Raw genomic sequence first — 22708 nt, forward strand, 5'->3', positions numbered from 1 at the left:
GTCACCTCCCCGCAACGTGACGGTGCTACCAAGACCCCATGCTGACACTCTCCGGGGCCGTGGCCGTCGTCGTCGATGCGCAGACCGAGCGCGTGGGGGACGTACACGTGACGGACGGGGTGGTCACGCGGGACCCGGCGCCGGGCGCCGAAAGGCTCGACGTGGCCGGCTGCGTGGTCACGCCCGGGCTGGTCAACGCGCACCAGCACCTGCTGCAGACCGCCTTCCGCACGCTGCCCGGCACGCGCGGCGTCCCCATGGCGTCGTGGTTGCCGACGATGGCCGCGGCCTACGCCGCCGCGGGCGTGGACGGCGAGCTCGCGGGAACAGCAGCCGCCGCCGGCCTCGCCGAGGCCTTGCTCAGCGGCGTGACCACGGTCGCCGACCACCACCTCACCTGGCCCGACGACGAGGACGCCTCGGTCGACGTCGCCCGCGGCACCGTGGACGCGGCGCACCGGCTGGGCGCCCGGCTCGTATTCGTCCGCGGCAGCGCCCGCGACGACCCGGAGCGCGCGGCGCTGTCCGCCGAGGCGATCGTGGCTGCCCTGCCCCAGAGCCCCATGCTGCAGCTCGCCGTCGGCCCGGCGGGCGTGCACAGCGACGGCCCCGAGACCTTCCGGCTGCTCGGCGAGGTCGCGGCGCGCCACGGCCTGCGGCGGCGCACCCAGGCGAACGAGCAGGTCGACGTGGTCGCGGCGGTCGAGCGGTACGGCCGGCGCCCGCTCGACCTGCTCGACGAGTGGGGGTGGCTCGCGCCGGACGTCACGCTCGCGCACCTGTGCGGGATCACCGACGACGAGCTGGCGCGCGTCGCGGCGAGCGGCGCGACCGCGACGCACGCGCCCGGCTGCGACCTGCCGATGGGCTGGGGCGTCGCGCCGGTGGCGGCCCTGCTCGACGCCGGCGTCCCCGTCGGTCTCGGCACGAGCGGCGGCGGGAGCAATGACGCCGGCCACCTGCTCGCCGACGCGCGGCTCGCGATGCAGGTCGCGCCGCTGGTCGGCCGCCCGTTGACCGCGCGCGAGGTGCTCGGCGCGGCGACGGCCGGCTCCGCGGCGGGTCTGGGCCGCCCCGAGCTGGGTCACCTGCGTCCCGGCGCCGCGGCGGACCTGTGCGTGTGGGACGTGTCAGGGGTGGCCGACGCGGGTGTCGCCGACCCGGTCGCCGGGCTGCTCTGGGCCGCGCCGGGCCGCCGCCCGCGGCACGTCGTCGTCGCCGGGCGCGTGGTGGTGCGGGACTTCGTGCTGCAGACCGCCGACGAGCACGACGTGGTGGCCGACCTCCGCCGTCGCGTCGGGCGCTGAGCGCTCACAGCTCGAGCACCAGGCTGGCGCCCGCGGCGCGCGAGACGCAGATCATCATCGTCGCGCCGCTGCCGCCGGGGCCGATGACGGAGTCGCGGTGCTCCACCGTCCCCTCGAGCACGGGCGTCTCGCAGCTGCCGCACGTGCCGACCCGGCAGGACGACACGACCATGGCGCCGCTGTCCTCGACGACCTGGAGGATGCTGCGCCCGGGCGGGACCGTCAGGGTCGTGCCCGACAGTGCGAGCTCAACCTCGAACGGTTCGCTCCACACCGGCGGCCCGAACTCGCGCGCCTCGAACCGCTCGGTGTGCACGGTCCACCCCGTCTCGACGGACGACTCGACGGCGTCCAGCAGCCGCCGCGGCCCGCAGCAGAACACCTGACCCGCCGGCCCGGCGGTGACCGCGCCGATGTCGAGACGCCGCCMCTCGTCCGCGGCGTAGACGTGCACGCGATCGGGGTGGTCCGCGACCAGCTCGTCGACGAACGCCATGGTCGACCGCGAGCGTCCGGCATAGTGCAGCGCCCATTCGGAACCGGCGCCGACGGCGGCCGACACCATCGACAGCATCGGCGTGATCCCGATGCCACCCGCGACGAACACCGTCGGACCCTCCGGGGAGAACGCGAAGTGGTTGCGGGGCCCGCGCAGCCGCAGGGCGTCGCCCACGTCGAGCGCGTGCGCGGCGACCGAGCCGCCGCGACCGTCGGGCTCGCGCAGGACGGCGACCCGGTAGGTCGTGCGGTCGGCCGGGTCGCCGACCAGCGAGTACTGCCGCTCGAGCCCGTCGCCGAGCAGCAGGTCGATGTGCGAGCCCGGCGTCCACGGCGGCAGCGGTCGGCCGTTCGTCGGCACCAGGTCGAGCGCGACGACCCCGTCGGCCACCTCGGCGCGCGCGTGCACCACAACGGGCCGCTGGATGTCGCTGAACACGCTCACGGGCAGCTCCTCGTATGCGGCCGAGTCGGGCGAAGCGTCAGGGTACGAGGCTCGTGTTAACAGAGATCGGCACTTGGTGACGCAGTTGGACTGCTGTGGTTACACGTCGGTAACTCAGCCTGCTTAGCGTGCGCAGAGCACGAAGAAATTGCTTCACCACCCGCGACGGCGCACCCGCCCGGGTGAGTCGTGCGCTCCGGAAGGAGGGACGCGATGCCGGCTCTGCCCCGCCCCATCGAGCGGCTGACGCACGCGCGTCTGGCCGACGGCCGCGTGGTCGACGTGCTGCTGGACGGCGCCGTCGTCGCGGACGTCGTGGCCGGGGGCTCGCTCGCGGCGGGCGACCCGGACGCCACCCTCGAGCTGGACGGCTTCCTGCTCCTGCCCGCGCCGGCGGAGCCGCACGCGCACCTCGACAAGGCCCTGTCGTGGGACGCGATCCGGCCGCCGATGGGCGACCTGCGCCTCGCGATCGACTCGTGGCACGCGCACTCCGCCCGGATGACCGTCGAGGACATCGCGACCCGCGCCCGCACCCAGGCGCTCACCATGCTGGCCAACGGCACGACGGCCATCCGCACCCATGTCGACCTGCTCCACGGCGACGACCCGCTGCGCGGCGTGCGGGCCCTGGTCCAGGTGCGCGACGAGCTGCGCGGGCTGGTGGACCTGGAGCTGGTCACCCTGGGCGGCTACCTGACACCGGTGGCGGACATGGACGCCGCGCTGGCCGCGGGCGTCGACCTCGTCGGCGGCGCACCGCACCTCGCGCCCGACCCCGTCGCGGAGCTGCACCGGCTGCTCGACGTCGCGGTCGCGCACGGCGTCGGCGTCGACATGCACACGGACGAGAGCCTCGACTGCGAGGTCACGCTCGACGTGCTGGCCCGCGCGGTCCGCGACTGGGACGTGCCCGTCAGCGCCGGACACTGCGTCCGCCTGGGCACCCTGGACGGGCCGCGGCGCGACGAGGTCATCGCCGACGTGCTCGCCGCGGACCTCGGGATCATCGCCAACCCGATCACCAACCTCTACCTGCAGGGCTGGGGCTCCGAGATCGCGACCCCGCGCGGGCTGACCGCCGTCCGCGCGCTGGTGGACGCCGGGGTCCGGTTCGCCGCCGGCGCGGACAACGTGCGCGACCCGTTCAACCCGCTGGGCCGGTCGGACGCGCTGGAGACCGCGATGCTGCTGGTCGTCGCCGGCCACCTGTCCGTCGACGAGGCGTACGCCGCCGTCAGCACCGGGGCGCGCGACGTCATGGGCCTGCCGGTCGCGGGCGTCGAGGTCGGCGCCCGCGCCGAGCTGCTCGCGGTGCGCGGCACGGACCTCGTCGGCGTCGTCGCCACCGCGACCGCCGACCGCTACGTCCTGCACGAAGGACGCCTCGTCGCGCAGAGCGAGACCCACACGCAGGTCGCCTCCCCCGCGGTCCTGTCCAGCCCCTACCCCGAAGCGAGGTGACCGTGTCCCTCACGACACCCACCAGCACGCCGGCGTCCCCGGCGCGCGAGGCGGGACCCCTGCTGGGGTTCCACGACGTCGCCATGACGTTCCCGGACGGCACGACCGCCCTGTCCGGCGTCGATCTCACCGTCGGTCGGGGCGAGTTCGTCTCGGTCGTCGGCCCGTCCGGCTGCGGCAAGTCGACGCTCCTGCGCATCGCGTCGGGCCTCGAGACCGCGAGCGCCGGGGTGGTCGAGCTGGCCACCGACCACATCGGCTACGTCTTCCAGGACGCGACCTTGCTCCCCTGGCGGGACGTGCAGGGCAACGTCGAGCTGCTCGCCGAGCTCAACGGTCGGGGCATCAAGGAGCGCCGACGGGCCGCCGCGAAGGCGATCGACCTGGTCGGGCTCAGCGGTTTCGAGAAGCACCTGCCCAAGCAGCTGTCGGGCGGCATGAAGATGCGCGCGTCGCTGGCCCGCTCGTTCACGCTCGACCCCGAGCTGTTCCTGTTCGACGAGCCGTTCGGCGCGCTCGACGAGATCACGCGCAGCCGCCTCAACGACGAGCTGCTCAAGCTGTTCAGCGAGCAGCACTTCGCCGGCCTGTTCATCACGCACTCCGTGGCGGAGGCCGTCTACCTGTCGACGAAGGTCGTCGTCATGTCGGGTCGCCCCGGCCGGCTCGTCGGCACCTTCGACGTCCCGTTCCCGATGCCACGCGATCCCGACATCCGGTTCTCCCCCGAGTTCGCCGCGGTCGTCGGCGAGGTCTCGCACGCCCTCAAGGAGGCGCACAGCTGATGGCCACCACCACGCTCGAGGGCGTCACCGCCCCCACCCGCCGGCCCGTTAAGGCGGCCCCGACGCGGCGCAAGAAGTCCGTGATCACGTGGCTCGGGCCGATCGTCGTCTTCATCGGCTTCCTCGGCCTCTGGTACGCGCTCGCCGCCTACTACGCGTCCCGCGGGCTGCCGTACTTCGTCCCGTACCCGCACCAGGTGCTCGAGGTCCTCACCGACCCCGAGGAGCTGCAGACCCTGGCCACCGCCCTGCTGCACAGCACCGAGGTCGCGATGACCGGCCTCGTCTTCGCGATCGTCCTCGGCATGGCGTGGGCGGTGGTCATGTCGCAGGCGGCGTGGATCGAGCGGTCCCTCTTCCCGTACGCGGTGGTGCTGCAGTGCATCCCGATCCTCGCCCTGGTGCCGCTCATCGGGATCCTGTTCGGCTACAACTTCCAAGCCCGCGTCATCGTCACCATCCTCATCGCGCTCTTCCCGATGGTGTCGATGACCCTGTTCGGCCTGCAGTCGGTGGCCAAGCAGCAGCGCGAGCTCTTCCAGCTGCAGGGGGTCAGCCGCGCCACCCTGCTGCGCAAGCTGCAGTTCCCCGCCGCGCTGCCCTCGATCTTCGTCGGCCTGCGCACGTCGGCCGGGCTCGCGGTGGTCGGCGCGGTGGTCGGCGACCAGTTCTTCCAGCGCGGCAACCCCGGCCTGGGCGTCCTCATCCAGGTGTACGCGTCCCGCCTCCAGGGCCCCCAGCTCTACGCCGCGATCCTCGTCGCCTCCCTGCTCGGCGTGGCCGTGTTCGTCATCTTCGGCTGGCTCGGACGGCTCGTCGTGGGCCGTTGGTACGACTTCACCTGATCCCCGGCCGCGGGCCCACCCCCTCCCCGCTGCCGTCGTTCCACCCCGCCCGTCCCTCCCCTGAAATGAGCCCCCATGCGCACTACTCCCCGCTCGGCTGCGGCAGCGGTCGGCATCCTGCTCACCACGGCCGCCCTGGCCTCCTGCGCCGGCGGCGCCGGTGACTCCGAGACGACCGCCGCCACGGCGGCCGCCGGCGGGGTCGACCTGTCCGACGTCTGCCCCGCGACCATCGTGGTGCAGACCGACTGGAACCCGGAGGCGGACCACGGCCACCTCTACGAGCTGGTCGGCAAGGGCTACACGGTCGACGCCAACCAGAAGTCGGTGACCGGCGACCTGGTGTCGGGCGGCAAGCCCACGGGCGTGAAGATCGAGGTCCGCGCCGGTGGCCCGGCGATCGGGTTCACGCAGGCGTCCGCACAGATGTACCAGGACACGTCGATCACGCTGGGCTACGTCTCCACCGACGAGGCCGTGCAGCTGTCCGACAAGTTCCCGACGACCGCCGTGTTCGCCGAGAACGACAAGTCTCCGATGATGGTCATGTGGGACCCGGCGACGTACCCCGACGTCACCGACATCAAGGGCCTCGGCTCCGCGCTGAAGGACTCGGGCGGCGTCATCCGCTACTTCAACGKGGCCGCCTACATGAGCTACCTCATCGGCTCGGGCACGCTCGACGCCTCGGTGACCGACGGCAGCTACGACGGCACGCCGGCCAACTTCGTCGCCGCGCAGGGCAAGGACGCGCAGCAGGGCTTCGCGACGGCCGAGCCGTACATCTACGAGAACGAGGTCACGGCCTGGGGCAAGCCCGTCAAGCTCGAGACCATCTACGACGCCGGCTTCCCCTTCTACCCCGAGGCCATGTCGGTCCGGACCGGTGACCTCGAGGACCTCACGCCCTGCCTGGAGAAGCTCGTGCCCGTCATGCAGCAGGCGGACGTCGACTACATCAACGACCCGGCGACGACGAACGCGCTGATCCTCGACCTCGTCGGCCAGTACAACAACGGCTGGGTCTACTCCCAGGGCGTCGCGGACTTCGCCGTCGAGCAGATGAAGAAGCTCGACATCGCGTCGAACGGCGAGAACGACTACGTCGGCGACATGGACGAGGCGCGGGTCCAGAAGATCATCGACATCGCCGGCCCGATCTACACCGACGCGGGCGCCCCGCCGAAGGCGGGCCTGGTGGCCAAGGACCTCTACACCAACGAGTTCCTCGACCAGTCGATCGGCTTCTGATCCCCGGGGCGGCGGGSGGGGCTCGCGTCCCGCCCGCCGCCCGCATGCACCTGGAAGGACGTTCCATGGAGACGACGACGGCCGTCGAGGCGTTGACCGACGAGCTGCGGGGCCTGCTCGGCGACGACGGCGTGACCACCGACCACCGGGTCCGCGAGCGGGTCAGCGTGGACGGCGCGACGATGTCGCCGCTCATCCTCGAGCTGCTTCCGCTCGGGCTGGCCGACGTCGTGGCGTTCCCGACGAGCGCGCCGCAGATCGCGCAGTGCGTCGCGGCGGCGGTCCGGCACGGCGTGCCGGTGACCCCGCGCGGCAAGGGCACGGGCAACTACGGCCAGGCGATCCCGATGCCCGGCGGCCTGGTGCTCGACCTGACCCGCGCCCGCGCGGTGGTCGAGGTCGGCGACGGCTGGGTCACGGCGGAGGCGGGCGCGACGATGGTCGCGATCGAGGCGGCCGCGCGCGAGACCGGGCAGGAGCTGTGGATGTACCCGTCGACCGCGCAGTCGACGGTCGGCGGGTTCCTGTCCGGCGGCTCCGGCGGGACCGGGACCATCGTGCACGGCGCCAACCACCAGGGGTTCGTCGTCGCGCTCGACGTGGTGCACGCCTCGGGCGACGCTGCGCTGGTCCACGTCGAGGGGGACGACGCCCAGGCTTACGTGCACAACTACGGCACCGCCGGCATCCTCGCGCGGGCCACCGTCCGCCTCGAGCCACTGCAGGACTGGCACGGGTTCTACGCGAGCTTCGACTCCCAGCACGACGCCTTCCGGGTGCTGCGTGAGATCGGGCTGCTGTCGCCCCGCCCGCGCCTGGTGTCCGCCGACCACCCGACGGTGTCCGAGGCCCTGCCGCCCGACCCCGCGATCCCCGAGGGCCGGGCGAGCCTGCGCGCGATCCTCGACCCCGCCGCCGTCGACGCCGCGACCGCCCTGGTCAGGGCCGCAGGCGGCACCGTGGAGGACCTCCGCGACGGACCGCAGGCCTCCCTCAAGCTCTCCGTCCTGTCCTACAACCACCCCATCGAGTGGCTGCAGAAGGCCGACCCCGGGACGTACATCCACCTCGAGGTCGGCGGTGACGCGCTGGTCGACCGGCTCGACGAGGTGCAGGCGACGATCCCCGGTGGGCTCCTGCACCTCGAGGCCGGGCACACCGTGCCCATCGGCATGCTCGCGGGCGTCTACGAGGGTCCGGAGCGGCTCGACGAGGTCATCGCAGCCCTGGGCGCGCTCGGGGTCGGCGTCCACAACCCGCACCAGTGGAACGTCGACTTCGAGGTCGAGCGCACGCTGGCGCTCGCGCGGACGACCGACCCGCACGGCCTGCTCAACCCCGGCAAGCTCAACCCGGAGTACGCCGGCCCGCGCAAGGGAGCGATCCGATGACCCGCCTGCTCGCCGAGCTCTCCGGCCCGGCCACGGCACGCGTGCTCGGACCCGACTCCGTCCTGGTGGTGCCCACCGGCGCCATGGAGCACCACGGCCCGCACCTGCCGCTGATCACCGACGCCCTCATCGCCGAGAGCGTCGCGACGGCCGCGATCGAGCGAGCCGCGGCGGCCGGGCTCGACGTGTGGCAGTTGCCCACCCTCACCTACACCAAGTCCGACGAGCACTCCTGGGCGTCCGGCACGGTCTGGGTCTCCTGGCAGACGCTCATGTCGACGCTCGTCGACATCGGCCGATCGGTGGCTGCGACACCGGCCCGGCGGCTGGTCTTCCTCAACGGCCACGGGGGCAACACCGCGTTGCTCGGGGTCGCGCTCCGCGAGATCCGCCGCCTGCACGGCCTGCTGACCTTCGCGATGCCGGCCGGGGTGCAGATCGCGGGAGCCGGCGGCGAGCACGAGCCCGACGAGCACGGCCTCGGCATCCACGCCGGGTACGGCGAGACCTCGCTGGTGCTGCACCTGCGCCCCGACCTGGTCGACATGTCGCAGGCGCGCCGCACCGTCCCCGAGCACATCGGCGCCCTGACCCACCTCGGCTTCCACAGCACGCCGGCGCAGTTCGGCTGGCTGAGCGACGACTTCGGACCCGACGGGGTGATCGGCGACCCTACCGGCGCCACCGCGGCCGCCGGCGCCGCGCTGTTCGACGCCTCGGTCGACCGAGCCGTCGACGTGCTCACCGAGATTGCGGCCTTCACGCACGCTGCCCCCGGCGCATGATGTGCCGATGACGCCCCTGCCCGAACACACCACGGAACAGCCGTCGCTCGACCACCCGGTGTGGGACCCCATCCCCCCGGCGGTACCGGTGGACGCCGACGTGCCGGCCGCGCTGCCCGAGGAGGTCGTCCGCCTGCTTGCGCAGTGGCTTCCGGCCAACGACGACCCCGACCGCCCAGCCGTCACCCTGGCGACCGTCGACGCGACCGGCGCACCCGACGCCCGGACGGTCCTGCTGAGCGAGCTGGACACCGACGGCCTGTACTTCCACACCGACGCCAACTCCCGCAAGGTCGCGCAGCTGACGGCCCACCCGACGGTCGCGCTCGTCGCCCGCTGGACCGAGCCGCTGCGGCAGCTGGTGGTCCGCGGCCTCGCCGAGCGCGCCGACCGGGCGGAGACCGACCGCGCGTACGCGCACCGGTCCCGGTACCTCCAGCAGCTCGCGTGGGTGAACACGCCCGCCGTCGCCGAGCTGGCCGAGGACGACCGCCGGGCGGCCTGGGACGCGTTCACGGACGAGCACCCCTCGCTGGACCCGCCCGCGTCGTGGATCGGCTTCCTGGTCCGGCCGACCAGCGTCACGTTCTGGACGGGCGACCCGACGTCCGTCAGCCACCGCCAGGAGCACCAGCTCACCGACGGCACCTGGACCGTCAGCGAGCTCCCCGGATGACAGGAGACCCGCATGTCACGCCACCCCGGCTCGGCTCGCCCATGACGGCCCGGCTGCACGCTCACCAGTACGGCAAGGCCGAGACGCGCGTCGTCCGGGTCGTGCGGGACACGCCGCAGCACCAGATCCGCGACCTCAACGTGTCGACGGCGCTGCGGGGCGGCTTCGGCGCCGCCTACCTCGACGGCGACCAGTCCGCCGTGCTGCCCACGGACACCCAGAAGAACATGGCGTTCGCGTATGCCAAGAAGCACGGGATCGCGTCCCCCGAGGAGTTCGCGACGCTGCTGGCCCGGCACTTCGTCGACGACGTCGTCCCGGTAGTCGGCGCCCGGGTGGACGTCCAGGAGTACGCATGGGTGCGGGCTGTCGTCGACGGTGCGGAGCACGACCACACGTGGGTGCGCAGCGGCCAGGAGGTACGGACGACGTCGGTGACCGCCGACGAGAACGGCACCACCGTGATCGCCGGCCTCAAGGACCTCACGGTGCTGAAGTCGACCGGCTCGGAGTTCCGCGGCTTCCTCCAGAACGAGTACACGACGCTGGCCGAGGCCACCGACCGCGTCCTCGCCACGTCTCTGGTCGCCCAGTGGCGGTACGCACCCGACGCCGAGCTCGACTACGACGCCACCTATGCCGCAGCCCGGTCGGTGATGCTCTCGACGTTCGCCACGCTGCACTCCCTCGCCCTGCAGCAGACCCTCTGGCACATGGGCGTCGCCGTGCTGGACGCGATCCCCGAGGTGGTCGAGATCCGGTTCGCCGCGCCCAACAAGCACCACTTCCTCGCGGACCTGCGCCCCTTCGGGCTCGAGAACCCGGGCGAGGTCTTCTTCGCCGCCGACCGCCCCTACGGCCTGATCGAGGCGGTCATCGTCCGCGACGGCGCCGCGACCGACGAGGCCGCCTGGACCCGTTCGGTAGGTGCCCCGTGACCCCCTCGCCCTTCCTGGCCGCGGTCCCGATCCACCCCGGAGGTGCCTCATGACGCCCGACGACGAGAGCTGGCTCTCGCAGGCCGTCGCCCTCGCGACCGCGAACGTGGCCGACGGCGGCGGCCCGTTCGGCGCCGTCGTCGTCCGCGCCGGCATGGTGATCGGCGTCGGCCAGAACCGGGTCACGCGCGACAACGACCCCACGGCCCACGCCGAGGTCCAGGCGATCCGCGCGGCGTGCCGCGCCATCGAGCACTTCTCCCTCGAGGGCGCCACCATCTACTCGTCCTGCGAGCCGTGCCCGCTGTGCCTCGCGGCGTGCCTGTGGTCGAGGGCCGACCGGGTGGTGTTCGCCGCCGACCGCTACGACGCCGCCCGCGCCGGGTTCGACGACCGAGCCTTCTACGAGCTGTTCGCCGCCGACCGCGACACCTGGCCCATGCCCGTCCTCGCCCACCGGGTCCCGACGGCCGCCGAGCCGATCGACGCCTGGCTCGCCCGCCCGGCGAAGGTCGAGTACTGACGCGCCCCTAGCTCCCCCGGTACGTCGAGTACGCGAACGGGCTCAGCAGCAGGGGCACGTGGTAGTGGCTCTCGTCGACGACGTCGAAGGTCACGACCACCTCGGGGTGGAACCCGACCTGCCCGGTCGCCGCGAAGTAGGCGGCGGTGTCGAACGTGAACCGGTACCGCCCGGGCGCCACGGCCGACGGCCCGAGCGAACGCGCGCGACCGTCGTCGTCCGTGACGCCGGAGTCGATCGACGTCCACGACCCGCCGGAGAGCCCGGAGAGCACGACCGGCACCCCGGCCGCCGGCCGCCCCAGGGTGGTGTCGAGCACGTGCGTGGTCAGCTGGCTCATCAGGACTCCTCGAACAGGGCACGAAGGCGCAGGAGCGCGATCTGGCGGAGCTGGTCGGCCACCTCGGCGACCTCGTCGGCGTCGGACGCACCGAGCCGGCGATGCAGCTCGGCGAGGATCTCGGGACGGCTGCGCCCGGCGGCACGGATGAGGAAGATGCGCCCGAACCGCTCCTCGTAGGCGCGGTTCCCCGCGGCCATGGCCTCGACGAGCGCGGGGTCCTCGGTCGCGGACGCGGCCTGCTCCGACGCGCTGAGGCCGCCGGCCTTCTCGCCGATCCGGGGGTGCGTGGACAGCGCCTCGTCCACCTCGGCCGGTGTGAGCGACCGCGCAGCCAGGTCCGCGACGCCGACCAGCGAGTCGACGGACGGGTACGGGCAGCCCGCGGCGACCTCGTCCACCCAGCGCCCGACGTGCAGCGCGGCGGTCAGCCGGGACCGGGTCTCGGCATCGTCAGCGATCATCACGCCACCTTCGTCGTCGCCAGCAGGTTTCCCCTCCGCACCCCCGCGATGGCACCGTACAGGCGTGCCCCCCACCATCGACGGCATCGTCCTCGCAGCCGGCGCCGGCCGGCGCCGCGGCCAGCCCAAGGCCCTGGTCGACGGCTGGCTCGAACAGGCCGTGCAGCTGCTGCAGCAGGGCGGCTGCGCGCGGGTCGTGGTCGTCCTGGGCGCGGGTGCCGACGAGGCCCGCGCCCTGCTTCCCTCCGATGACCGGGTCCAGGTGGTCGTGGCGGAGCGCTGGGCGGACGGCATCGGCGAGTCGTTGCGCACGGGCCTCGCCCACGCGACCGGCGACGCCGCCCTGGTCACGCTGGTGGACCTGCCGGGCACGCCCGTGAGCGTCGTCGAGCGCGTGCTGGGGGCGTCGGGAAGCCTGCGCCAGGCGGTCTACGACGGACGCCCCGGCCACCCGGTGCTCATCGCCCGCCACCACTGGGAGCCGTTGGCGCAGACCCTGACGGGCGACCGCGGCGCGCGCGCCTACCTGCGAGCGCACGGCGTGACCGAGGTCGAGTGCGGAGACCTGCACCACGGGCGCGACATCGACGGAGCCACCTAGGACCGTCCCTCGAGCGCCGCGAGCGGCAGCTCGACGCCCCATCGCGCGGCCGCCTCGGTGATCCGCGACCGCAGCTCGCCCGGCGCGGCGGCGGCGAGCGCGGACGGCGAGGTCCCCTGCTCCGATACCAGCACGCCGCCGACGTACACCTGCTTGAGGTTCCGCAGGCCGCACGCCATCACGTAGGTGGCCAGCACGTCCCAGACCGGACCCGTGTCCGGGGATCGGTGGTCCACGAGCAGGAAGTCGGCGAGCTTGCCCACCTCGAGCGACCCGATCCGGTCCTGCACGCCGAGCACCTCCGCCGCCCCGAGCGTGTGCATCCGCAGGACGTCGGCGGGCATCAGCAYCGACGCGTCGGTGTGCAGCGCCCGCGTGCTGTAGAGCCCGATGCGCATGTTCCCCCAGGGGTCGGAGATGTCGGTGCACGACTGGTCGTCCAGCCCGAGCCCGACGCGGATGCCGGCCTCCCGCAGCCGCACGACGTCGGCGAACCCGGACCCCAGGCGCCCGTTGGACGTCGCCTGCCACACCACGCCGCACCCCGTGGACGCCGCGACGTCGACCATCTCGTCCGTCGGGTGCACGAAGTGCCCGAACAGGAAGTCCGGCCCGAACGCCCCCGCGGACCGGTACCAGGCGAACTTCTCGCGCTGGGTCTCGATGCCCTGCGCGGTCTCGACGAAGTGCGCCTGGTTGGTGATCCCGTGCTCGCGCATGACCGCAACCTCCAGCTCGGCCGACCGCGGTGCCGACGCCCACTGCACGGCCCCCATCACCGATGCCCCCAGGTGCTGGTCGGCGGGGGTGCGCAGGGACGACTCCCGCACCATGTCCCCGAACACCCCGAGCATCTCGTCCTCGGGACCGGCCTCGTCGTCCAGCCGGATGGCGTTGACCACCCGCAGCCCCGCGTCGGCGACGGCGTCGAATTGCCGCGTGACGAACTCGACGGGCGCGACCCGACCCAGCGCGGGCGACGCGGAGACGGGGTCATAGCGCCACGTCACCCGCGAGTGCGTGAAGTTGTACGCGCTGGTCACGCCGTTGGCGAGGAAGTCGAGCGCGCCGTGGAGGGTCGACCAGTAGACGTCGTCCGGCGAGCACTTGTCCATGACCTCGACCATCGAGAGCACCCAGGGGTAGAGCGTCGAGCCGGGCGAGATCCCGCGCATGCCCGAGGTGAACAGGTGCGAGTGCGCGGAGACGAACCCCGGCGCGACGATCGCGCCGCCCGCGTCCAGCAGCGGCACTCCGCTGACCAGCAGCGACGCGTCCGGCGCGCCCGCGCCCATCGAGGCGATCCGCCCGTCGTCGCCCACCAGGAACCAGCCGAGGAACCAGTCGGGCCCGGCGGAGGAGACGGGGATCAGCAGGGCGTCGTGGACGAGGAGGCGCATGGCGGTCATCGTGCAGGTCGCAGATGACGGTCAGATTGCCGGGATGTCGCGTGTCGAGTTCACGTGGTCGACTTCGTCATGGGGATGTCAACGCCCACGACCAAGGAGAACCGCCGTGAAGTACGTGATCCTCATCCACGCAAACCCCAAGCCTTGGGGCCACCCCACGTCGCAGCTCACCGACGAAGGCCGGGCCCTCCCGCCCGACGAGCTCGAGGCGATGGGCAAGGACTTCGACGTGCTGCTCACCGAGCTGTCCGCATCCGGGGAGCTGGTGACGGGCGAAGCCCTCGCCGACCCGCAGGAGTCGACCGTCTATCGCTGGCGCACCGGCGGTTCCCTCGCCAGCGAGGGGCCGTTCGCCGAGACCCAGGAGCAGCTGGCCGGCTTCTTCCTCATCAACGTGGCGACGCGCGAGCGCGCCGAACAGATCGCGGTGCAGTTCGCGGGTCCAGGCAGCCCCGCGGAGCTGCGCCCTGCCTACGTGTGGGAGTGATGCGCGCGCCCGCGGCGGGCGATCGCTAGCCCGCCGCGGCCGCGCGTGCGGCGTCGAACGGCGCGCGGTCGAAGAGGAACCTGCTGCGGGTGATCCGCCCGTCGACCACGGTCACGCACTCGGCGCCCGGCGCGTCCGGCACGAGCCGCGTCACGGTGTCGTACATGACGAGCGCCACCTCGTCGTCACCGAACGCCGCGATCACGGAGGCGCTCACGAGCATCCCGACGAACGGCGTCATGAAGGCGCGGTAGGCGTCGGCACCCTCCAGGCGACCGGCCGGCGCGTCGCAGACGATGTCGGGATCGATGTACGCCATCGCGGCGTCGAGGTCGCCGTGCGTCCAGGCGTCGAAATACGCGAGGGCGACGTCCAGCGGTGCTGCGGCCATGCGAACCACCTCCTGCGACGGAACGGCTGTCGGGCATGCACGCTATGCCCGACCTCCGACACCGGAGCCCGAGGGAGTCGCCGTCGTCACCCCGGGACCATCGTCCCCGCTCATGACCGCTCACCGGGGAGAGGATGGCAACCGTGAACGCACCCTGGTGGCGACTCGCGGAGAGCGAGCAGACGACCGACCCGATCCGCAGCACGTCCGAGGACTCGGAGCTGCTCCCGCCGTTCTACGACTGAGCCCCCACCGTCTTCGCGCGCTGCTCGAACTCCTCCGACACGGGCGGCAGGAGGCAGAACAGGAGACCGACCGGGTCGGTCATGACGGCGTAGTCGTCGTGCCTTCTCCGCACCGTCGCCCCGAGCGCCTCGAGCCGCGCGATCTCGGCTTCGAGGTCGTCGGTCTCGATGTCGAGGTGGTAGCGCGGAGTCGGGTCGTCGCCGATGTCCTGCGTCGCGACGTGCGGCAGCGACGCGGCGTCCCGCAGGCCGACGTACGGCTCGTCCGGGATCGGGTGCGGGGTCGCCGCAAGGGCCCCGGACCAGAACGTGGTCACGGTGTCGAACCGGTCGGCAGGCACGTCGATGATGACCTCGCGGAGCATGATCCGGTGCATGGCGGCACCCTAGTGTCAGACCTATGTTCGAACATGTGTTCGTGCGCTCCACCATCCTGCATGCCGACCTCGACGCCTTCTACGCGTCGGTCGAGCAGCGCGACAACCCCCGGCTCCGCAACCGACCGATCGCCGTCGGCGGTGGCGTCGTGCTGGCCTGCTCCTACGAGGCGAAGCGCCGGGGCGTGAAGACCGCGATGGGCGGTCGGCAGGCCCGCGCGCTGTGCCCGGACCTCGTGGTCGTCCGCCCGCGGTTCGACGCCTACGTCGAGGCCAGCAAGGCGGTCTTCGAGCTGTTCCGCCAGACCACTCCCCTGGTCCAGGGCGTGTCCATCGACGAGGCATTCCTCGACGTCGCCGGGCTGCACCGGATCGACGTGCCGCCCGTCGAGATCGCTGCGCGTCTGCGCGCCCGGGTCCGCGACGAGGTCGGCCTGCCGATCACCGTGGGCGTCGCGCGGACGCCGTTCCTGGCCAAGGTGGCGTCGCGCGTGGCCAAGCCGGACGGGCTGCTGCTGGTCCCGCCCGACGGCGAGGACGCGTTCCTGCACCCGCTCCCGCTGGAGCTGCTGTGGGGCGTCGGCGACGTGACCGCCCGCAAGCTCCACGCATACGGGCTGGCGACGGCCGGCGACATCGCGGCTCTGCCGTCTTCGGTGCTCGTCGGCGCCCTCGGACCCGCGGCCGGCAGGCACCTGTACGCGGTGGTGCACGGGCACACGCCGGCGCGGGTGGTCGTCGGGAAGTCGCGCGGGTCGATCGGTGCCCAGCGCGCGATCGGGCACGGCCCGCACGCGCCCGAGTTCGTCCGCGCGGCACTGCTCGGGCTGGTCGACCGGGTGTGCCGGCGCCTGCGAAAAGCGAACCGGGTGGCGCGGACCGTGGTGCTGCGGCTGCGCTTCGAGGACTACACGAAGGCGACCCGGTCGCGCACGTTGGCGTTCGCCACCGACTCCGGCGAGCAGATCGCGGCAGCCGCCGTCGCGCTGCTGGCGTCCGCCGGCCCGCTCGTCCGCGAGCGCGGGATCACCCTGGTCGGCGTCGCGCTGGGTGGGCTGGAGTCCGACGCGTTCGTCCAGCCCGAGCTGCTGCTCGACGGCCACGACCATAGGGGCCTCGACGCCGCCGTGGACGCGGTCGCGGTGCGGTTCGGGACGCAGGCGGTGGTGCGCGCGAGCCTGCTGCGCCGCGGGGAGGGCCTCGCGGTGCCGCTGCTCCCCGACTGAGGACCCGTAGCGCGACCCGGGCGGGGCATGGTGCGATGAACGCGTCCACGGACCGCACGAAGGGACCCTGTCGATGTCGACGCCGACCACCCACACCCTCGACGTCCCTGGCGCGTCGATCGTCTACGACGTCCGCGGCCCGTTCCCGGCCGCCGACGGGAGCCTGCCGCTGCTGCTCATCGGCCAGCCGATGACAGCCGAGGGCTTCGCGACGCTCGCGTCGTTCCTCCCCGACCGCACGCTCGTCGCGTACGACCCCCGCGGCCTCGGCCGCAGCGAACGCACCGACGGCGACACGACGAACACCCCGCAGCAGCAGGCCGAGGATCTGCACGCGCTCATCGGCGTGCTGGGTCCGGTGGACCTGTTCGGGAGCAGCGGCGGCGCGGTCACGGGGCTGCAGCTGGTCGCGACGCATCCCGCTGATGTCCGCACCCTCGTCGCGCACGAGCCGCCGATCCTCTCGGTGCTGCCCGACGCCGACGCCGCGGCCGCTGCCGAACGAGCCGTCCAGGACGCGTACCGGCAGCGCGGTTGGGGCGCCGGCATGGCGGCGTTCATCGGGCTGACGTCGTGGCAGGGCGAGTTCACCGACGCCTTCGCCGCCTCGCTGCCCGACCCCGCGATGTTCGGCCTGCCCACCGAGGACGACGGATCCCGGACCGACCCGCTGCTCTCGGGCGTCTCCAACGCGGTCACCGCGTACGTCCCGGACATCGACGCGCTGACAAGTACGTCGACCCGCGTCGTGATCGCCGCCGGCATCGAGAGCAAGGGTCTGCTCACGTGGCGCACCTCGGAGGCGCTCGCCGACGCCCTCGGGCTGGAGCTCGCCGTCTTCCCCAGCCACCACGGCGGCTTCTCGGGACCCGAGTTCGGCCAGGCCGGCGAGCCGGAGGCGTTCGCGGCGCGGCTCCTGGACGTCCTCGGGTAGGTCCGCGCACATCGGGCGGCCGCACGCCCTCGCCAGAGGTCGCCGCAGGTGGATCATGGAGGCTCCACCGCGACGGGAGCCCTCACCATGGCAGTGCACGACGAACGCTCGCACGGGCCGCGCGACCTGCGCCGGCTGATCCGCCTCATCACGCTCGGCCTCGGGGTCGCTGCCCTGGTCAAGGAGCTGCGTCAGCCTCCTGAAGAACGACAGTGGAACGGCGTCGTCGTCGGCTTCGTGCCGTACGACTTCCGGTTCCCGACGCCCGAGCGCATCAAGGAGCGCTTCTGGAACCCCGAGAGCGGGAGCATCATCAACCCGCGCGTGTTCGGGGTCGGGTGGACCCTCAACGTCGGCCGGGTGCTCGGGCTGATCAAGGAGCGGATCTCCAGCTGAACGCCCGCGCGGTCGCGAATGCCCCATTAGCCTCAGCAAGGACAGCACACCCTGCTCCCTGGAGGACCCATGGGCACGATCACCACGACCGACGGCGTCGAGATCTTCTACAAGGACTGGGGCTCGGGCCAGCCCCTCGTGTTCAGCCACGGCTGGCCGCTGTCGTCCGACGACTGGGACGCCCAGCTCATGTTCTTCCTGCTGCACGGCTACCGGGTGATCGCCCACGACCGCCGGGGCCACGGCCGCTCGACCCAGACCGACGGTGGGCACGACATGGACCACTACGCCGATGACCTGGCCGCGCTGACGTCCGCGCTCGACCTGCAGGACGCCGTGCACATCGGTCACTCCACGGGCGGCGGCGAGGTCGTCCACTACATCGCCCGCCACGGCGAGAGCCGCGTGTCGAAGGCCGTCCTGATCGCCGCCGTGCCGCCGATCATGGTGAAGACCGACTCCAACCCCGGGGGCCTGCCCAAGGAGCTCTTCGACGGACTGCAGGAGCAGGTGGCCACGAACCGGTCGAACTTCTACCGCGACCTGCCCTCGACCGCGTTCTACGGCTTCAACCGCCCGGGCCGGGAGCCGTCGGAGGCCATCATCGAGAACTGGTGGCGTCAGGGGATGATGGGCGGCGCGAAGGCCCACTACGACGGCATCGTCGCCTTCTCGCAGACCGACTTCACCGAGGACCTCAAGAAGATCACCGTGCCCACGCTGGTGATGCACGGCGACGACGACCAGGTCGTCCCCTACGCCGACTCCGGCCCCCTGTCCGCGGCGCTCCTGCAGAACGGGACTCTCAAGACGTACGCCGGGTTCCCGCACGGGATGCCGACCACCGAGGCGGCGACGATCAACGCCGACCTGCTGGAGTTCATCCAGTCCTGACCAGCTCAGGGACGGCGAACGAGGCCAGGATCGCGGGGTCGGTGAACACCACCGACCCCGCGATCCGCTCGGCGGTGGCCGAGAAGACCTGGACCGAGTGCAGCCGGTAGGTCTCCCCCTCCCGCACGTAGGCGGCGAACGCCGCCTGCCCGTTGGAGCCGACGGGCGTCGTCCACCAGTCCGTGCCGCGCCGCTCGAACACGTTCGCCATGAACGCCACGTAGTCGTCGCGGCCCCGGTACCACGCCGGGACCGGCGGCATCTCGAGCACGACGTCCTCCGTGAGCAGCTGGCCGATGGCGGCCAGGTCCCCGACGACGAACGCCGAGACGTAGCGGTCGACGACGGCGCGCTGGTCCGCGGTGACCGGCTCGGCCACGTGGTCCGCGCCGATGCCCAGGCCATCCAGCCGCGCCCGCGCGCGCTGCAGACCGCTGTTCACGGCGGCCKGGGTGGTGCCCAAGGCGTCCGCCGCCTCGGCCGCCGACCACTCGAGCACCTCGCGCATGAGGAGGATCGCGCGCTGGCGGGCCGGCAGGTGCTGCATGGCCGCGACGAGCGCGAGCCGCAGCTGGCCGCGGGCCACCACGACCGTCGCCGGGTCGCCGTCGACGAGCGCGTCCGGCATCGGCTCGAGCCAGGGCACCTCGCGGTCGGGCACCAACGGAGCCCGGGGGTCGTCGCCCGGTGCTCCCAGGCCCGACGGCATCGGCCGGCGACGACGGCTCTCGAGGGCCGTCAGGCACGCGTTGGTCGCGATCCGGTACAGCCAAGTGCGCATCGACGCGCGCTGGTCGTCGTACCGGTCGTACGCGCGCCAGGCCCGCAGCATCGTCTCCTGCACGAGGTCCTCGGCGTCGTGCACCGACCCGAGCATCTGGTAGCAGTGCGCCAGGAGCTCGCGCCGGTACGGCAGCGTCTGACGTGCGAAGTCCTCGCTGACCGACACCGGCGGCGCTCCTCTCCCGCTCCGATTGTGCCCCGCGCCGACCCGCGTCAGGCCGGGTTGGCGGCGCAGTTGTGGTACGACTCGACGAGCCAGCGGCCCTCGGTCCGCGCGAGCACCCACGTGGCGCGGCGCTGGAGGTGCGGCGGCACGCTCGCCGCCCCGGCCGGTCGGTAGCCGCCCAGGCTGTTCACCACCGCGACGTCGGGCGAGAGGAACCTGATCCGCTGCGGCTCGTCGACGGAGGCCGTGCCCTTCAGCGGACCGTCGAAGCCCGCGACCATGAAGGTGCGGATCTGGTCCTTGCCCTGGATATACGTGCCGGCCGTCACCACCGTGGCGTCGTCGGCGTAGAGGGCCGCGAACGCTTCGGCGTCGTGGGCGCCCCAGGCGGTGCCCATCTGTGCCAGCAGGTCCTCCACGGCCGTCGTGTCGAGCGTGTCGAGAGTCGTCATCATGCACTCCTGTCTGTGCCGGTCGACGGCGCAGGCGTTCCTGCCCCGTCGCGGGGCCTGATGCGGTCCCGCGGATACATACCGGCGGGACGCGGCGGACTCATCGGTCCGCCGCGTCCGGGCTCAGGAGGTCAGGACGGGCTCTCGCCGGTCCGCCGCCTCGTCGACGACCTCGGCCGGCTCCACGTCGTCGGCGAAGATGTCCTCCGCGGACGCCGAGGCGTACTGGCCGAGGTCCAGGATCCCCTCGCGCTTGGCGACGATCGTCGGCACGAGAGCCTGCCCGGCGACGTTTACCGCGGTGCGGCCCATGTCGAGGATCGGGTCGATCGCCAGCAGCAGCCCGACGCCGGCGAGCGGCAGGCCGAGCGTCGACAGGGTCAGCGTGAGCATGACCACCGCGCCGGTCAGTCCGGCGGTCGCGGCGGAGCCGACGACGGACACGAACGCGATGAGCAGGTAGTCCTTGAGAGTCAGGTCGATGCCGAACAGCTGCGCGACGAAGATCGCGGAGATCGCCGGGTAGATCGAGGCGCAGCCGTCCATCTTCGTCGTCGCCGCCAGCGGCACCGCGAACGACGCGTACGACCGCGGCACACCGAGGTTCCGCTCGACCACACGCTGGGTCAGGGGCAGCGTCCCGACCGACGAGCGCGAGACGAACGCGAGCTCGATCGCCGGCCACGCGCCCCGGAAGAAGCTCATGATCCCGAGCCCGTTGGTGCGCAGGATCACGGGGTAGACGACGAAGAGCACGAGCGCGAGGCCGACGTAGATGGCGACCGCGAACGTCCCGAGCGGCGCCAGCAGGTCCCAGCCGTACGTGGCGACGGCGCGGCCGATGAGGCCCAGCGTGCCCAGGGGTGCGAGCCGGATGACCCACCACAGCACCTTCTGCACGATCGCGAGCGCGGAGCGCGTGAACGCCAGGAACGGCTGAGCGGCGGTACCGGTGCGCAGGGCCGCGATGCCGACGACGATCGCGACGACCACGATCTGGAGCACGTTGAACGACACCGACGTCGACAGCCCGCCGTCGCCCTGCTGCGTGCTGGCGCCCAGCCCGAGGAAGTTGCTCGGGATCAGGCCGTTGAGGAAGTCGAGCCAGCTGCCGGTCACCCCGACCTCGGAGCCCGCCTCGGGGCTGAGGGTCGAGTTGTGGCCGGGCTGGAACAGCAGGCCGAGCCCGATGCCGATCGCGACCGAGATCGCGGCGGTGATGGCGAACCACAACAGCGTCTGCCAGGCCAGCCGCGCCGCGTTGGTGACCTGCTGGAGGTTGGCGATCGACGTGACGATCGCGAGGAACACCAGCGGCGGCACGATCGCCTTGAGCAGGGTGACGAACGACGAGCCGATGGTGTCGAGCGTCGTGGTCAGCCAGTTCGGGTCGCCCGACGCGGTCGGGCCCATCTGCAGGGCGATCCAGCCGAGCAGCACACCGAGGCCGAGGCCCAGCAGGACCTGGACGGAGAAGGACGGGAGGCGCAGCCGGCGCTTGGGCTGTGTGGAGGTATCAGACACGTGAGGCCTTTCGGGGGCGCGCCACAGTGCGGGCGCGGGTCACGACGAGGGGCGATCGGGCGTCCGGCCGCGAGGCTGCGGCGGGCCGGGGCGGTTCAGCGACCGTGGACGGGACGACAGAGCGCGCTGGCGACTCGGTGCAGGTCGACGGCGAGGCGCTCGGTCAGGTTCCACGTGCTCACGCGGGGGTGCTCCCAGGGTGTCGATGGTGGCCAGGGTCGGCAGCCTCCGGGGGCAACACGTGACCCGTCGCGGATGCTTCCCGACCGCGACGAGAGAGACGTCACAGTCGCCGGCCCCGAGCCCGTCGGTCAACCAGCGCGCTGCACAACCCGCTCGGCGTGCCGGAGGACGGGTGCGTCGACCATGCGTCCCTCCCACCGGAAGACCCCGCGCTCGCCGCGGGCCGCCTCCAGCAGGGCCCGCGCCCACTGCACCTCGGCCTCGTCCGGCCGGTACGCGGTCCGGATCACCGCGACCTGCGACGGGTGGATGCAGGCCGTCGCGGCGAACCCGCTGGCGGCGGCGTCGGCGGCCTCACGGGCCAGCCCGTCGACGTCGGCGATGTCGAGGTGCACGGCGTCGATCGCGGCCTTGCCGTGCGCGCCGGCCGCGAGCAGGACGGTGGATCGGGCGTGCATCGCGACGTCGCGGTACCGCCCGTCGGCGTGCCGGCTCGACGTGCCGCCCAGGGACGCGACGAGGTCCTCCGCACCCCACATCAGCCCGATGACGTTCGGCTCGCCGGCGATGGCCGCGGCGTTCACGACGCCCGCGGCCGTCTCGACCAGAGCGATCACGTCGTAGCGGGCGAGCAGGCGGACGTCCTCGGCGGACGCGGTCTTCGCCAGCATGACCGTCCGGTACGGCGTCGCCATGAGGGCGCGGAGGTCCTCGCGGAGGTCGTCGGTGCCGACGGGGTTGAGCCGGACGATCGTGCGCCGGGGGTCCAGGGGGATGTCGGTGAGGCTGAACCGGGCCGCCGGCTTGGCGTCGGCGGACACCGCGTCCTCGAGGTCGAGGATCACCGCGTCGGCGCGGGCTGCGGCCTTCTCGTAGCGCTCGGGCCGGTCGGCGGGGCAGAACAGCAGCGCCGGGCCCATCGCGAAGC

27 protein-coding genes are annotated in these 22708 nt (G+C 72.7%); 16 read left to right on the forward strand and 11 right to left on the reverse strand.

Annotation, left to right across the window (positions count from 1 at the left end; genetic code table 11):
• Nucleotides 1-38: 38 nt before the first annotated feature.
• On the forward strand, nucleotides 39-1307 hold the full coding sequence (locus AC1DYZ_RS11370) for an amidohydrolase family protein (protein ID WP_477065297.1): 1269 nt from the start codon (nucleotides 39-41) through the stop codon (nucleotides 1305-1307).
• 4 nt (nucleotides 1308-1311) lie between these two features.
• Here AC1DYZ_RS11370 and AC1DYZ_RS11375 read toward each other — a convergent pair whose 3' ends face one another.
• Nucleotides 1312-2250, reverse strand: a complete 939-nt coding sequence (locus AC1DYZ_RS11375) for a PDR/VanB family oxidoreductase (protein ID WP_477065298.1) — start codon at nucleotides 2248-2250, stop codon at nucleotides 1312-1314.
• A gap of 213 nt (nucleotides 2251-2463) precedes the next feature.
• Between AC1DYZ_RS11375 and AC1DYZ_RS11380 the strand changes: the two genes are divergently transcribed.
• From AC1DYZ_RS11380 to AC1DYZ_RS11420, 9 genes are all read left to right on the forward strand, one after another.
• The gene (locus AC1DYZ_RS11380; protein WP_477065299.1) at nucleotides 2464-3714 is read left to right on the forward strand and encodes an amidohydrolase family protein; all 1251 of its coding nucleotides are present in this window, start codon (nucleotides 2464-2466) and stop codon (nucleotides 3712-3714) included.
• A gap of 2 nt (nucleotides 3715-3716) precedes the next feature.
• Nucleotides 3717-4499, forward strand: a complete 783-nt coding sequence (locus tag AC1DYZ_RS11385; RefSeq protein WP_477065300.1) for an ABC transporter ATP-binding protein — start codon at nucleotides 3717-3719, stop codon at nucleotides 4497-4499.
• Nucleotides 4499-5344 (forward strand): ABC transporter permease, encoded by an 846-nt coding sequence (locus AC1DYZ_RS11390; RefSeq protein ID WP_477065301.1) that lies wholly within the window; start codon nucleotides 4499-4501, stop codon nucleotides 5342-5344. Before AC1DYZ_RS11385 ends, AC1DYZ_RS11390 begins: the two co-directional genes overlap by 1 nt.
• Before the next feature lie 75 nt (nucleotides 5345-5419).
• On the forward strand, nucleotides 5420-6595 hold the full coding sequence (locus AC1DYZ_RS11395; RefSeq protein WP_477065302.1) for an ABC transporter substrate-binding protein: 1176 nt from the start codon (nucleotides 5420-5422) through the stop codon (nucleotides 6593-6595).
• Between the two features lie 65 nt (nucleotides 6596-6660).
• Nucleotides 6661-7986: an FAD-binding oxidoreductase gene (locus tag AC1DYZ_RS11400; protein WP_477065303.1), complete on the forward strand. Its 1326-nt coding sequence runs from the start codon at nucleotides 6661-6663 to the stop codon at nucleotides 7984-7986.
• The gene (locus AC1DYZ_RS11405) at nucleotides 7983-8771 is read left to right on the forward strand and encodes a creatininase family protein (RefSeq protein WP_477065304.1); all 789 of its coding nucleotides are present in this window, start codon (nucleotides 7983-7985) and stop codon (nucleotides 8769-8771) included. Before AC1DYZ_RS11400 ends, AC1DYZ_RS11405 begins: the two co-directional genes overlap by 4 nt.
• 7 nt (nucleotides 8772-8778) lie before the next feature.
• Nucleotides 8779-9447, forward strand: a complete 669-nt coding sequence (locus AC1DYZ_RS11410; protein ID WP_477065305.1) for a pyridoxine/pyridoxamine 5'-phosphate oxidase — start codon at nucleotides 8779-8781, stop codon at nucleotides 9445-9447.
• Nucleotides 9444-10385: a factor-independent urate hydroxylase gene (gene pucL / locus AC1DYZ_RS11415; protein WP_477065306.1), complete on the forward strand. Its 942-nt coding sequence runs from the start codon at nucleotides 9444-9446 to the stop codon at nucleotides 10383-10385. The genes AC1DYZ_RS11410 and pucL overlap by 4 nt, the downstream gene beginning before the upstream one ends.
• Nucleotides 10386-10434: 49 nt before the next feature.
• Nucleotides 10435-10908 (forward strand): nucleoside deaminase, encoded by a 474-nt coding sequence (locus AC1DYZ_RS11420; RefSeq protein ID WP_477065307.1) that lies wholly within the window; start codon nucleotides 10435-10437, stop codon nucleotides 10906-10908.
• A gap of 7 nt (nucleotides 10909-10915) precedes the next feature.
• Here AC1DYZ_RS11420 and uraH read toward each other — a convergent pair whose 3' ends face one another.
• Both uraH and AC1DYZ_RS11430 read right to left on the reverse strand, forming a co-directional pair.
• Nucleotides 10916-11248 (reverse strand): hydroxyisourate hydrolase, encoded by a 333-nt coding sequence (gene uraH, locus AC1DYZ_RS11425; RefSeq protein ID WP_477065308.1) that lies wholly within the window; start codon nucleotides 11246-11248, stop codon nucleotides 10916-10918.
• Complete coding sequence (locus AC1DYZ_RS11430; protein WP_477065309.1) at nucleotides 11248-11712, reverse strand: 2-oxo-4-hydroxy-4-carboxy-5-ureidoimidazoline decarboxylase; 465 nt, start codon at nucleotides 11710-11712, stop codon at nucleotides 11248-11250. The genes uraH and AC1DYZ_RS11430 overlap by 1 nt, the downstream gene beginning before the upstream one ends.
• Before the next feature lie 64 nt (nucleotides 11713-11776).
• Between AC1DYZ_RS11430 and AC1DYZ_RS11435 the strand changes: the two genes are divergently transcribed.
• On the forward strand, nucleotides 11777-12313 hold the full coding sequence (locus AC1DYZ_RS11435; protein ID WP_477065310.1) for a nucleotidyltransferase family protein: 537 nt from the start codon (nucleotides 11777-11779) through the stop codon (nucleotides 12311-12313).
• On the opposite strand, the gene AC1DYZ_RS11440 is transcribed toward AC1DYZ_RS11435, so the two are convergent.
• A complete protein-coding gene (locus AC1DYZ_RS11440) occupies nucleotides 12310-13713 on the reverse strand; it encodes an amidohydrolase family protein (protein ID WP_477065311.1) in 1404 nt (467 codons plus the stop codon). The two genes, AC1DYZ_RS11435 and AC1DYZ_RS11440, sit on opposite strands and share 4 nt — an antisense overlap.
• Nucleotides 13714-13828: 115 nt before the next feature.
• Between AC1DYZ_RS11440 and AC1DYZ_RS11445 the strand changes: the two genes are divergently transcribed.
• Nucleotides 13829-14209, forward strand: a complete 381-nt coding sequence (locus AC1DYZ_RS11445; RefSeq protein ID WP_477065312.1) for a YciI family protein — start codon at nucleotides 13829-13831, stop codon at nucleotides 14207-14209.
• Between the two features lie 25 nt (nucleotides 14210-14234).
• Here the strand turns inward: AC1DYZ_RS11445 and AC1DYZ_RS11450 are convergent, their stop codons facing one another.
• Nucleotides 14235-14600, reverse strand: a complete 366-nt coding sequence (locus tag AC1DYZ_RS11450) for a nuclear transport factor 2 family protein (RefSeq protein WP_477065313.1) — start codon at nucleotides 14598-14600, stop codon at nucleotides 14235-14237.
• A 235-nt stretch (nucleotides 14601-14835) separates the two neighbouring features.
• Nucleotides 14836-15222, reverse strand: coding sequence for a VOC family protein (locus tag AC1DYZ_RS11455; protein WP_477065314.1), 387 nt, complete (start codon nucleotides 15220-15222; stop codon nucleotides 14836-14838).
• Between the two features lie 23 nt (nucleotides 15223-15245).
• On the opposite strand from AC1DYZ_RS11455, the gene dinB reads away from it, so the two are divergent.
• The 4 genes from dinB to AC1DYZ_RS11475 all read left to right on the forward strand — a co-directional run bounded on the left by dinB (nucleotide 15246) and on the right by AC1DYZ_RS11475 (nucleotide 18672).
• Nucleotides 15246-16448, forward strand: coding sequence for a DNA polymerase IV (gene dinB / locus AC1DYZ_RS11460; protein WP_477065315.1), 1203 nt, complete (start codon nucleotides 15246-15248; stop codon nucleotides 16446-16448).
• Nucleotides 16449-16521: 73 nt separating this feature from the next.
• Nucleotides 16522-17382 carry an alpha/beta fold hydrolase gene (locus AC1DYZ_RS11465; protein ID WP_477065316.1) on the forward strand — a complete coding sequence of 287 codons (861 nt, stop codon included), beginning with the start codon at nucleotides 16522-16524 and terminating at the stop codon, nucleotides 17380-17382.
• An 87-nt stretch (nucleotides 17383-17469) separates the two neighbouring features.
• Nucleotides 17470-17778, forward strand: coding sequence for a DUF5808 domain-containing protein (locus AC1DYZ_RS11470; RefSeq protein ID WP_477065317.1), 309 nt, complete (start codon nucleotides 17470-17472; stop codon nucleotides 17776-17778).
• Nucleotides 17779-17847: 69 nt separating this feature from the next.
• Nucleotides 17848-18672: an alpha/beta fold hydrolase gene (locus AC1DYZ_RS11475; protein WP_477065318.1), complete on the forward strand. Its 825-nt coding sequence runs from the start codon at nucleotides 17848-17850 to the stop codon at nucleotides 18670-18672.
• Here the strand turns inward: AC1DYZ_RS11475 and AC1DYZ_RS11480 are convergent.
• The 5 genes from AC1DYZ_RS11480 to AC1DYZ_RS11500 all read right to left on the reverse strand — a co-directional run bounded on the left by AC1DYZ_RS11480 (nucleotide 18659) and on the right by AC1DYZ_RS11500 (nucleotide 22700).
• Nucleotides 18659-19621: a sigma-70 family RNA polymerase sigma factor gene (locus AC1DYZ_RS11480; protein WP_477065319.1), complete on the reverse strand. Its 963-nt coding sequence runs from the start codon at nucleotides 19619-19621 to the stop codon at nucleotides 18659-18661. The two genes, AC1DYZ_RS11475 and AC1DYZ_RS11480, sit on opposite strands and share 14 nt — an antisense overlap.
• Before the next feature lie 47 nt (nucleotides 19622-19668).
• Complete coding sequence (locus AC1DYZ_RS11485) at nucleotides 19669-20073, reverse strand: SgcJ/EcaC family oxidoreductase (protein WP_477065320.1); 405 nt, start codon at nucleotides 20071-20073, stop codon at nucleotides 19669-19671.
• Nucleotides 20074-20196: 123 nt separating this feature from the next.
• On the reverse strand, nucleotides 20197-21597 hold the full coding sequence (locus AC1DYZ_RS11490; protein ID WP_477065321.1) for a dicarboxylate/amino acid:cation symporter: 1401 nt from the start codon (nucleotides 21595-21597) through the stop codon (nucleotides 20197-20199).
• Between the two features lie 95 nt (nucleotides 21598-21692).
• Entirely contained in the window at nucleotides 21693-21884 is a 192-nt protein-coding gene (locus AC1DYZ_RS11495; protein WP_477065322.1) for a putative leader peptide, read from the reverse strand.
• A 24-nt stretch (nucleotides 21885-21908) separates the two neighbouring features.
• Nucleotides 21909-22700, reverse strand: a complete 792-nt coding sequence (locus tag AC1DYZ_RS11500; protein WP_477065333.1) for an HpcH/HpaI aldolase/citrate lyase family protein — start codon at nucleotides 22698-22700, stop codon at nucleotides 21909-21911.
• Nucleotides 22701-22708: the final 8 nt, after the last annotated feature.

It is taken from the genome of Cellulomonas sp. P1_C4, from assembly GCF_056406355.1.

What these genes read in the sequence shown, in the direction of transcription:
- AC1DYZ_RS11370 (WP_477065297.1), top strand. Translation starts at nt 39, where the DNA reads ATGCTGACACTCTCCGGGGCCGTGGCCGTCGTCGTCGATGCGCAGACC.
- AC1DYZ_RS11380 (WP_477065299.1), top strand. Translation starts at nt 2,464, where the DNA reads ATGCCGGCTCTGCCCCGCCCCATCGAGCGGCTGACGCACGCGCGTCTG.
- AC1DYZ_RS11390 (WP_477065301.1), top strand. Translation starts at nt 4,499, where the DNA reads ATGGCCACCACCACGCTCGAGGGCGTCACCGCCCCCACCCGCCGGCCC.
- AC1DYZ_RS11400 (WP_477065303.1), top strand. Translation starts at nt 6,661, where the DNA reads ATGGAGACGACGACGGCCGTCGAGGCGTTGACCGACGAGCTGCGGGGC.
- AC1DYZ_RS11405 (WP_477065304.1), top strand. Translation starts at nt 7,983, where the DNA reads ATGACCCGCCTGCTCGCCGAGCTCTCCGGCCCGGCCACGGCACGCGTG.
- AC1DYZ_RS11410 (WP_477065305.1), top strand. Translation starts at nt 8,779, where the DNA reads ATGACGCCCCTGCCCGAACACACCACGGAACAGCCGTCGCTCGACCAC.
- pucL (WP_477065306.1), top strand. Translation starts at nt 9,444, where the DNA reads ATGACAGGAGACCCGCATGTCACGCCACCCCGGCTCGGCTCGCCCATG.
- AC1DYZ_RS11420 (WP_477065307.1), top strand. Translation starts at nt 10,435, where the DNA reads ATGACGCCCGACGACGAGAGCTGGCTCTCGCAGGCCGTCGCCCTCGCG.
- uraH (WP_477065308.1), bottom strand. Translation starts at nt 11,248, where the DNA reads ATGAGCCAGCTGACCACGCACGTGCTCGACACCACCCTGGGGCGGCCG.
- AC1DYZ_RS11430 (WP_477065309.1), bottom strand. Translation starts at nt 11,712, where the DNA reads ATGATCGCTGACGATGCCGAGACCCGGTCCCGGCTGACCGCCGCGCTG.
- AC1DYZ_RS11450 (WP_477065313.1), bottom strand. Translation starts at nt 14,600, where the DNA reads ATGGCCGCAGCACCGCTGGACGTCGCCCTCGCGTATTTCGACGCCTGG.
- AC1DYZ_RS11455 (WP_477065314.1), bottom strand. Translation starts at nt 15,222, where the DNA reads ATGCACCGGATCATGCTCCGCGAGGTCATCATCGACGTGCCTGCCGAC.
- dinB (WP_477065315.1), top strand. Translation starts at nt 15,246, where the DNA reads ATGTTCGAACATGTGTTCGTGCGCTCCACCATCCTGCATGCCGACCTC.
- AC1DYZ_RS11465 (WP_477065316.1), top strand. Translation starts at nt 16,522, where the DNA reads ATGTCGACGCCGACCACCCACACCCTCGACGTCCCTGGCGCGTCGATC.
- AC1DYZ_RS11470 (WP_477065317.1), top strand. Translation starts at nt 17,470, where the DNA reads ATGGCAGTGCACGACGAACGCTCGCACGGGCCGCGCGACCTGCGCCGG.
- AC1DYZ_RS11475 (WP_477065318.1), top strand. Translation starts at nt 17,848, where the DNA reads ATGGGCACGATCACCACGACCGACGGCGTCGAGATCTTCTACAAGGAC.
- AC1DYZ_RS11485 (WP_477065320.1), bottom strand. Translation starts at nt 20,073, where the DNA reads ATGACGACTCTCGACACGCTCGACACGACGGCCGTGGAGGACCTGCTG.
- AC1DYZ_RS11500 (WP_477065333.1), bottom strand. Translation starts at nt 22,700, where the DNA reads ATGGGCCCGGCGCTGCTGTTCTGCCCCGCCGACCGGCCCGAGCGCTAC.